Source organism: Streptomyces sp. NPDC091289 (assembly GCF_044757365.1).
Classification (GTDB): domain Bacteria; phylum Actinomycetota; class Actinomycetes; order Streptomycetales; family Streptomycetaceae; genus Streptomyces.
On sequence record NZ_JBIVUT010000040.1, the window covers coordinates 40,157 to 50,372 of the forward strand.

A 10,216-nucleotide genomic window follows, 5' to 3' on the forward strand; every position below is an offset into this window, starting at 1 on the left:
GAATGACCACGAAGGACAACGCGTCACTCGAAGCGGTGCTGCCGCTCACCCCGCTCCAGGAAGGCCTGCTCTTCCACGCGCAGTACGACGACCGTTCCGGCCCGGACGTCTACGTCATGCAGCTCGGCCTGGACATCGACGGCCCGCTCGACGTGCCCGCCCTGCGGGCCGCCGCGCAGGCCCTGCTGGAGCGCCACGGCAACCTGCGCGCCGGGTTCCGGCACGACGGCCCGCGCCCCCTGCAGTTCGTGCCGAAGGCCATCGAGCTGCCCTGGCACGCGTTCGACCTGACCGAGACACCCGCCTCCGAGCGGGAGTCGGCGCTCCGCGAACTCACCGAGCGCGACCGGGCCGCCCGCTTCGACCTGCGGACGCCTCCGCTGCTGCGGTTCACGGTGATCCGGGTCGCCGAGGACCGGCACCGGCTGCTGGTGACCAACCACCACATCCTGCTGGACGGCTGGTCCGCGCCGGTGCTGCTGCGGGAGCTGTTCGCGCTCTACGCGACGGGCGGCGACGCGACCGGCCTGCCCGCGGTGACCCCGTTCCGCTATCACCTGACCTGGCTCGCCAGGCAGGACCGGGGCGCGGCCGTCGCCGCCTGGAAGGGCGCGCTGGAAGGGCTCGACGAGCCGACGCTGCTCGCCGCGATGTCCGACGACCGCTCCACCACGGTGCTGCCCAGCAAGGTCGGCGTCCACCTCCCGCCGGAGATCACACGTCGGCTGGGCGACCGGGCCCGCGAGCACGGCCTCACCCTCAACACCGTGGTCCAGGCCGCCTGGGGGCTGGTGCTGAGCAGGCTCACCGACCGCAGGGACGTCACCTTCGGCATGACGCTCGCGGGACGCTCCCCGGAGATACCGGGCGTGCACACCATGGTGGGACTCTTCCTCAACACCGTGCCCGTGCGGGTCCGCATCCGGCGGGAGGACTCCCTCCTCACGCTCTGCGAACGGCTCCAGGAGGAGCAGGGCGCACTGATGGCCCACCAGCACCTCGGTCTGGCCGAGATCCAGCGGTCGTCCGGGCACGGCGACCTGTTCGACACCCTCACGGTGCTGGAGAATTTCCCGGTCGACCCGGCCACGCTGGCGCTGCCCGGCGGCCTCTCGGTGGCCGGCTACTTCTCCACGGACGGCGCGCACTACCCGCTCGCCCTCATGGTCATCCCCGGCTCCTCGCTCGAACTGCGTTTCACCTACCGCGCCGATGCCTTCGGTGAGAGCGAGATCGAGGGCTTCAGCAGGCGGCTGACCGCGGTGCTCCGGGCCTTCGCCGACGACCCGTCCGGTGCGGCGGGCGCGATCGAGCTGCTGGACCCCGACGAGCGGGCGCGGCTCCTGGACACCTGGAACCCCGCCCCGGTCCCCGCGCCCGCGCGCACCCTGCCGGAACTGCTGGCCCTGCGGACCGCCGAGAGTCCGGACCACCCGGCCGTGGTGCGCGGCGACCGGTCGCTGACCTACGCGGAGCTGTCGCGCCGGGTCGAGGAGATCGCGGCCTGGCTGCTCGACCGCGGGGTGCGGCCCGAGGAGCCCGTCGGCATCGCCATGGACCGGTCCGTCGACTTCGTGCTGGCGGTGCTGGGCGTCCTGCGTGCCGGTGCGGTGTACGTCCCCATCGACCACCGCTGGCCCCGCACCCGGCGCGAGGACGTGCTGAGCGACAGCGGGATGTCGTTGGTCCTGGAGCCGGGCGGCCTGCCGGAGAGCCACCCGGTCCCCGAGGGCGGCGTGCCGATGCCGCCCGGCGCGGAACGGCTCGCGTACGTCATGTACACCTCCGGCTCCACGGGGCGGCCGAAGGGGGTCGCCATCACCCACCGCGGTATCGCGGACCTGGCCGCCGACAGCCGGTTCGCCGGCGGCGCGCAGGAGCGGGTGCTGATGCACTCGGCCCACGCGTTCGACGCGTCGACGTACGAGATGTGGACTCCCCTGCTGAACGGCGGAACCCTGGTCGTCGGCCCGCCCGGAGAGCTGGACCTGGCCACGATCGGCCGGACCATCGCCGAAGGCCGGGTCACCGCCGCGCTGTTCACCACCGGACTGTTCCGGCTCATCGCCGCCGAGGCCCCGGAGACGCTCCGGCCGCTGCGCGAGGTGTGGGCCGGGGGCGAGGCGGTGCCCGCCGCGTCGGTCCGCCAGGTCCTGGAGGCCTGCCCGGACCTCACGGTCGTGGACGCCTACGGGCCGACCGAGGTCACCGTCATCGCTGCCGCGCACCCGCTGACCTCCCGCGAGCCCGTGCCGGACCCGGTGCCGATCGGCCACCCCTTCGACGGCAAGCAGGTGTACGTCCTCGACGGCGACCTGCGCCTGTGCCCCGTGGGGGTCGCGGGTGAGCTGTACGTGGCCGGGGTGGGCCTGGCCCGCGGATATCTGGGCCGTGCCGGGCTGACGGCCGAGCGGTTCGTCGCGCATCCCTACGGCGCTCCGGGCGAGCGGCTGTACCGCACCGGAGACGTGGTGCGCTGGTGCGCGGACGGGGTGCTGGAGTTCGTCGGCCGCCGGGACGGCCAGGTGAAGCTGCGCGGCTTCCGGATCGAGCTGGGCGAGATCGAGTCCGTGCTCGCCGGCTGCGAGACGGTCGGTCAGGTCGCCGTCCTGGTCCGGGAGGACCGGCCCGGCATCCGCCGTCTCGTCGGTTACGCCGTGCCGGCCGCCGACGCCGCGCTCGACCCGGACGAACTGCGGGCATGGGCGGCCGACCGGCTCCCGGAGTACATGGTGCCCCGGCCGATCGTCGTGCTGGACGCGCTGCCGCTGACCACCAACGGGAAGATCGACACGACGGCCCTGCCGGCTCCCGCGCACACCACGGAGGACGCCAGAACGCCGCGCACCCCGCACGAGGAGCTGCTGTGCGGGCTCTTCGAGGAGGTGCTCGGCCTGCCCTCCGTGTCGGTCGACGACAACTTCTTCGAGCTCGGCGGGCACTCCCTGCTCGCCACCCGGCTGGTCAGCCGGGTCCGTGCGGTGCTCGGCGTCGAACTGCCGATCCGGCGGGTCTTCGAGGAACCCACGGTGGCCCGGCTCGCGACCGGTCTCCTGGAGTCCTCCGACGCCGCCCGGCCGCCGCTGCGACCGGCCGTCAGGCCGGAGCGGGTGCCGCTGTCGTTCGCCCAGCGCCGGCTGTGGTTCCTCAACCGGATGGAGGGGCCGAGCGCCACCTACAACATCCCGTTCGCCATCCGGCTCTCCGGCGTGCTGGACGAGCAGGCGCTGCGGGCCGCGTTCGGTGATCTCCTGGCCCGCCACGAGTCGTTGCGCACCGTGTTCCCGGACACCGACGGCGAACCGTGGCAGCACATCGTCCCGGCCGGCGAGGCGACGGTGGACCTCCGGGTCTCCGACGTACCGGAGGCCGGGCTGGACGCCGCGCTGGACGCGGCCGGTTCGGCCGGGTTCGACCTCGCCCGCGACCTGCCGGTGCGGGCATGGCTCTTCAGGACGGCCCCGGAGGAGCACGTGCTGTGCGTCCTCGTGCACCACATCGCGGGGGACGGCTGGTCACAGGCCCCCCTCGCCCGGGACCTCGGCGAGGCCTACCGGGCCAGGCTGGCCGGCACGGCACCGCGGTGGCAGCCGCTCGCCGTGCAGTACGCGGACTACACCCTGTGGCAGCGGGAACTGCTGGGCGACGAGCACGACGAGCAGAGCCTCGCCGCCGCCCAACGGGCGTACTGGGCCGAGAACCTGGCCGGATCCCCGCAGGAACTCGCCCTCCCGGCCGACCGCCCCCGCCCGTCGGTCGCGACCCACCGCGGTGCCGTCGTGCCGGTGACGGTCGACGCCGAGCTGGGGGAGGCGCTGCGCGAGCTCGCCGCCCGGACCGACACCACGCCGTTCATGGTCTTCCAGGCGGCCCTGGCCGCTCTCCTGTCCCGGCTCGGCGCCGGGACGGACATCCCGCTCGGGACGCCGGTCGCGGGCCGGATGGACGCGGCCACCGACGACCTGGTGGGGTTCTTCGTCAACACGCTGGTGCTGCGCACCGATGTGTCGGGCGACCCGAGCTTCGCCGAACTGCTGCGCCGGGCCCGTACCACCGCCCTCGGCGCGTACGCCCACCAGGACCTGCCCTTCGAGCGGCTGGTCGACCTGGTGGGAGCCGACCGCTCGCTGTCGCACAACCCGCTCTTCCAGGTGCTGATCGCCTACCAGAACAACGCCTCGGGGGACCTGGAACTGCCCGGTCTGCGGGTCACCGCCCAGGACCTGATGCTTCCGGTGGCCAAGGTGGACCTGGAGCTCAGCCTGGCCGAGGACGCCGACTCCGGCCGGATATCCGGCATCCTGAACTACAGCACCGACCTGTTCGACCGGGACAGCGCCGAGCGCCTCGTCGGACATCTGGTCGCCCTGCTGCGCGCCGCCGTCGCCGACCCCGCCCGTCCGGTGCGCAGTCTCGACATCCTGGCCCCGGCCCAGCGCGAACAACTCCTCGTCGGCTGGAACGACAGCGACCGGCCGGTGCCCCCGGGCACCGTCCCCGACCTGTTCGCCCGCCGGGCCGCCACCGCTCCCACCCGGCCCGCGGTGAGCGGCGACGGCGTCACCCTGGACTACGCCACGCTGGCCGAACGGACCGGCCGGCTGGCCCGGCTGCTCGTCGAGCACGGCGTCGGACCGGAGGACCGGGTCGCCCTGGTCCTGCCGCGCTCGGTCGAGCTCACCACCGCGCTGATGGCCGTGATGACCGCCGGCGGGGCCTACGTCCCCGTGGACCCGAACCACCCCGCCGAGCGGATCACGCACATGATCGGCGACAGCTCCCCCCGGCTCGTGGTCACCGTCGCCGCGCTGGCTCCGCTGCTGCCCGACCACGACGCCGCGACGCTCGTCCTCGACGCGCCCGGGACCGTCGCGGCCCTCGCCGCGCTCTCCGGGAGCGCCGTCACCGACGCGGACCGCGGGGCGCCGCTCTCCCCGGACCATCCCGCGTACGTCATCTACACCTCCGGCTCCACCGGGCGCCCCAAGGGCGTCTGCGTCACGCACCGGGGGCTGGGCAGCCTCGCCGCCTGGCAGGCCGACCGGCTGGGCGTGGACGGGACCAGCCGGGTCGGTCAGTTCGCCGCGCCCAGCTTCGACGCGTCCGCGTGGGAGACGGTCATGGCCCTCCTCAACGGGGCCGAGCTCGTCCTGACCCCGGCCGAGGGTCCGGTCCTCGGCCCGGACCTCACCGACTTCCTCACCACCCGCAGCATCACCCACGCCACCCTCACCCCGACCGCGCTGTCCGGGGCCGATCCCCTGCACGCGCCCGCCGGACTGACGCTGGTCACCGCCGGCGAGGCGTGCCCCCGGGATCTGGCCGCCCGCTGGTCGCCCGGCCGCCGGGTGATCAACGCCTACGGCCCGACCGAGACCACCGTCTGCGCCACGGCGAGCGACCCGGTCGACGGATCGACCACCCCGCCCATCGGCGGACCGATCGCCAACACCCGGGTGTACGTCCTGGACGCCGCGCTCAACCCGTGCCCGGCAGGCGTTCCCGGGGAGCTGTACGTGGCCGGGGTGGGCCTGGCCCGCGGGTATCTCGGCCGCGCCGGTCTGACGGCCGAGCGGTTCGTGGCACATCCCTTCGGCGGCCCCGGCGAGCGGCTGTACCGCACCGGTGACGTCGTGCGGTGGCGGGCCGGCGGGACGCTGGAGTTCGTCGGCCGCCGCGACGACCAGGTGAAGCTGCGCGGCTTCCGGATCGAGCTCGGTGAGATCGAGTCCGTGCTCTCCGGCTGCGCCGGTGTGGACGGCGCGGCGGTCGTCGTCCGGGAGGACCGGCCCGGCTTCCGGCAGCTCGTCGGCTACGTGGTCCACGAAGAGGGCACGGAGCCGGACACCGCCGCCGTACGGGCATGGGCGGCCGACCGGCTCCCGGAGTACATGGTGCCCCAGGCGTTCGTGACCCTGGACGCCCTGCCGCTGACCGTGAACGGCAAGCTGGACCAGGCGGCCCTGCCCGCACCCGAGTTCACCGGCTCCGGTGACGGCCGGGATCCGGGCACGGACGCCGAGCGGGTGATCGCCGAGGTGTTCGAGGCGGTGCTGTCGCTGACCGGAGTGGGCGCCGACGACAACTTCTTCGAGCTGGGCGGCGACAGCATCGTCTCCATCAAGCTCGTGGGCGAGGCGCGCAAGGCGGGGCTGGTCATCACGCCCCGCGACGTGTTCGAGCACAAGACGGTCGCCGGGCTCGCGGCGGTCGCCCGCACCGTGGACGAGCTGCCCCCGCAGGACCCGGACGCGGGGATCGGGGACGTCCCGCTCACCCCGATGACCCACTGGCTGCGGGACAACGGCGGTCGCATCGAACGGTTCCACCAGTCCGTCCTCCTCCGCACCCCCGCCGAGGTCACTCTGCCGACGCTGACCTCCGCCGTCGGCACCGTGCTCGACCACCACGACGCGCTGCGGCTGCGGCTGACGATCGAGGACGGGGCCTGGTCCTGCGAGGTCCGGCCGCGCGGTGCGGTGGACCCCGCCGACTGCGTCAGCCGGGTCGACATCGCGGGCACGGACGCCGAGAAGGTGCGGGCGCTGATCGCCGAGGAGGCGGAGCGGGCCGTCGCGAGCCTGTCCCCGGCCGAGGGCACGACCGTACGGGCCGTCTGGTTCGACGCCGGGCCCGGCGAGCCCGGCCGGCTCCTGCTCGTCGGCCACCACCTCGCCGTCGACGGGGTGTCCTGGCGGATCCTCGTCCCGGACCTCGCCGCCGCCTGGCAGGCGGCGCACGCGTCCCGCGAGGCCGATCCGCAGCCGGTCGGCACCTCGTGGCGGCGCTGGGCCCAGTGGCTCACCGAACTCGCCGCCGAACCCGCCCGCGCCGCGCAGGTCGCCTGGTGGACCGACCAGCTCGCCGATGGGGACGTCCCGGTCACGGCGGAGCCGCGCGACCCGGCCGTCGACACCATGGAGACGCAGGCCGCTCTCGTCCTGACCCTGCCGGAGGCGGTCACCGAACCGCTCCTGGCGAAGGTGCCCTCCGCGACGAACAGCGGCATCGAGGACGTGCTCCTGACCGCGTTCACCCTGGCGGTGTCCGACTGGCGACGACGGCGCGGCCTGGGGGCCGGCACCGAAGTGCTGGTCGACGTCGAGCGCCACGGCAGACAGATTCCGCCGGGGGAGGACCTGGACCTGTCCCGGACGGTCGGCTGGTTCACCTCCCTGGCGCCCGTACGCCTCGACCTGGGGCCGGTGTCCTGGGGGCGGGTCCATTCCGATCCCGCCGCCCTGCGCAAGGCCCTCGACCGGGTCCGGGACACGCTGCGGCGGATGCCGGACGAAGGAATCGGGTTCGGCCTGCTGCGCCACCTCAACCCGCACACCCGCCAGAAGCTGGCGGCCCTGGGATCCCCCCAGTTCGGCTTCAACTACCTGGGCCGCACGGCGGTCGCCGAGGACCAGCCGGAGGGCCCCGGGGGCGACGGCTGGACCATGTCCGCGGACGGCGATGTGCTGCGGCACCTCGGCGGCGACCCCGGCATGCCCGCCCCGCACACGCTGTCCCTCAACGTCCTGGTCCAGGACGACGTGGACGGCCCGCGCCTGGTCGCCAACTGGACCTGGCCGCGCCGTCTGCTGGACCACGACGCCGTACGCGCCCTGGCCGAGGGCTGGTTCCGCGCGCTCACCGCACTCGCGGAGCACGCGAGCGACGGGGAGCCGGCCGGCCTCGCCCCCTCGGACCTGTCACTGATCGACCTCGAACTCGACGAACTCGGGGTACTGGAAGCTGAGTGGAGGAAGACCCGGTGACCCGCAAGGATCTTTTTGAGGACATCCTGCCGCTCGCACCGTTGCAGGAGGGCATGCTCTTCCACGCGACGTACGACGACGATGCCCTCGACGTCTACACCGTGCGGCTGGCCGTCGACTTCGAGGGCCCGTTCGACCTGGACGTCTTCCGCGAGGCGGTACGGGCGCTGCTGATCCGCCGCGGCACGCTGCGGGCCGGCTTCCTGTCGGAGAACCTGAGCCGTCCGGTGCAGGTGGTGCCGCGCGCGTTCGAGGTCCCGGTCTTCGCGCACGACCTGTCCGGCCTGGCCGAGGACGAACGGCGCACCCGTATGGAGGCGTTGTCGGCGGCCGAGGAGACGGTGCGCTTCGTCCTCTCCGACCCGCCGCTGCTGCGGTTCACGGTGGTGAGGCTGGGCGAGCGCTCCTGGCGGCTGATGTTCAACTGCCACCACATCCTTCTGGACGGCTGGTCGATGCCGATCGTCCTGGGCGAGCTGTTCGAGCTCTACCGGCGCGGCGGCCGGTCCGCGGGGCTGCCGCCGGCCCCGTCGTTCACACTCTTCCTGGCCTGGCTGCGACGGCAGGACAAGCAGGCCGGACTCGGACAGTGGCGGGCGGCGCTGGACGGGCTCACCGGCCCCACCCTGGTCGCCCCGAAGGCGGACGACACCCTCTCCGACCTGCCGGGTCAGGTCACCGTCGACCTCACCGACGAGCACAGCGCGGGGCTGGCCGGCCTGGCCCGCAGGCTGGGCGTCACGGTCAACACGCTGGTGCAGGTGGCCTGGGCGCTCCAACTGGCCCGGCTCACGGGTGACGACGACGTCGTGTTCGGCGCGACCGTCTCCGGCCGGCCGCCCGAGATCGAGAACGTCGAGAACATCGTCGGCCTCTTCATCAACACCGTGCCGGTACGCGTCCGCCTGGACCGGACCGAAACGCTCATGGCGCTCCTGCTGCGCGTTCAGGACGAGCAGTCGGCGCTCCTGGACCACCACTACATCGGGCTCACCGAGATCCAGCGCGCCGCCGGACACGGCGAACTGTTCGACAGCCTGGTCGCCTTCGAGAGCTACCCGGTGGACGCGGACAGCATGGGCGGATCGCTCGGCGACCTCACCATCACCGGTACCTCGGGGTCCGACGCCACGCACTACCCGCTGACCCTCATCGCCGTTCCCGGGACACGCCTCCAACTGCGCCTCGGCTTCCGCGGCGGCCTGTTCACCGAGGCCACCGCCGTCGCACTCCTCGACAGCCTGGAGGCGGTCCTCGCGACGGTCGCCGGCGGCGGCGCGCAGCCGGTGGCCGAGGTGATGGGCACCATCGCGCTCCCGGCGGGCTGGAAGCGCGCCGCCCCCCGTGCGAACGGCAGCGCGTCGGTGGCCGACCTGAGCGCCGCCCCCGCCGGGGGCCGGGCGCCGAGGACCCCGCACGAGGAGATGCTGTGCGGGCTCTTCGCGGAAGTCCTGGGCGTGGAGTCGGTGTCGATCGACGACAACTTCTTCGACCTCGGTGGTCATTCGCTGCTCGCCACCCGGCTGGTCAGCCGCGTCCGCGGCGTCTTCGACATCGAACTGCCGGTGCGCGCCCTCTTCGATGCGCAGACGGTGGTGGCGTTGGCGGAGCGGGTGGTGGGTTCGTCGGTGGGTGGGCGTGCGGCGTTGGTGCCGATGGAGCGTCCGGTGCGGGTTCCGTTGTCCTTCGCTCAGCGGCGGTTGTGGTTCTTGAACCGGATGGAGGGTCCGAGCGGGACGTACAACATTCCGTTGGGTGTGCGGTTGTCGGGTGTGCTGGATGTGGGTGCGTTGCGTGCGGCGTTGCGGGATGTGGTGGTGCGGCACGAGTCGTTGCGGACGGTGTTTCCGGATGTGGGTGGTGAGCCGTGGCAGGAGGTGGTGCCGGCCGGGGATGTGGTGGTGCCGTTCGAGGTGGTGGACGTCGGGTTCGGTGGTGCGGGTGGGGCGTTGGGTGTAGCGGCGTCGGGTGGGTTCGATCTGTCGGTGGATCTGCCGGTGCGGGTGGTGTTGTTGCGGGTGTCGGCGGTGGAGCATGTGCTGTGTGTGGTGGTGCATCACATCGCGGGGGATGGTTGGTCGCAGGCTCCGTTGGCGCGTGATCTGGGGGTGGCTTATCGGGCTCGGGTGGCGGGGGCGGTTCCCGGGTGGGAGCCGTTGCCGGTGCAGTACGCGGATTACGCGTTGTGGCAGCGCGAGATCCTCGGCAGCGAGGACGACGACGAATCCCCGATCTCCGGACAACTCGCCTACTGGCGCGACGCTCTCCACGGGATACCGGACGAGCTGACCCTCCCGGTCGACCGGGCGCGGCCACCGACCCCCAGCTACCGGGGCGGCCTGGTTCCGCTCCGGTTGAACGCGCGGTTGCACCGGGATCTGGTGGGGTTGGCGCGGTCGTCGCGGTCGAGTCTGTTCATGGTGTTGCAGGCGGGTGTGTCGGGTCTGTTG

2 protein-coding genes are annotated in these 10,216 nt (G+C 73.2%); both read left to right on the forward strand.

Annotated elements, in window-relative coordinates:
• Positions 1 to 2 precede the first annotated feature (2 nt).
• On the forward strand, positions 3 to 7,766 hold the full coding sequence (locus ACIQPT_RS36225) for an amino acid adenylation domain-containing protein (RefSeq protein ID WP_401162423.1): 7,764 nt from the start codon (positions 3 to 5) through the stop codon (positions 7,764 to 7,766).
• A partial coding sequence (locus ACIQPT_RS36230) for a condensation domain-containing protein (protein ID WP_401162425.1) occupies positions 7,763 to 10,216 on the forward strand: 2,454 nt, incomplete at its 3' end. The genes ACIQPT_RS36225 and ACIQPT_RS36230, both read left to right, overlap by 4 nt.

Excerpts from the sequence above, each read along its gene's own strand:
- ACIQPT_RS36225 (WP_401162423.1), top strand. The coding sequence starts at position 3 with ATGACCACGAAGGACAACGCGTCACTCGAAGCGGTGCTGCCGCTCACC.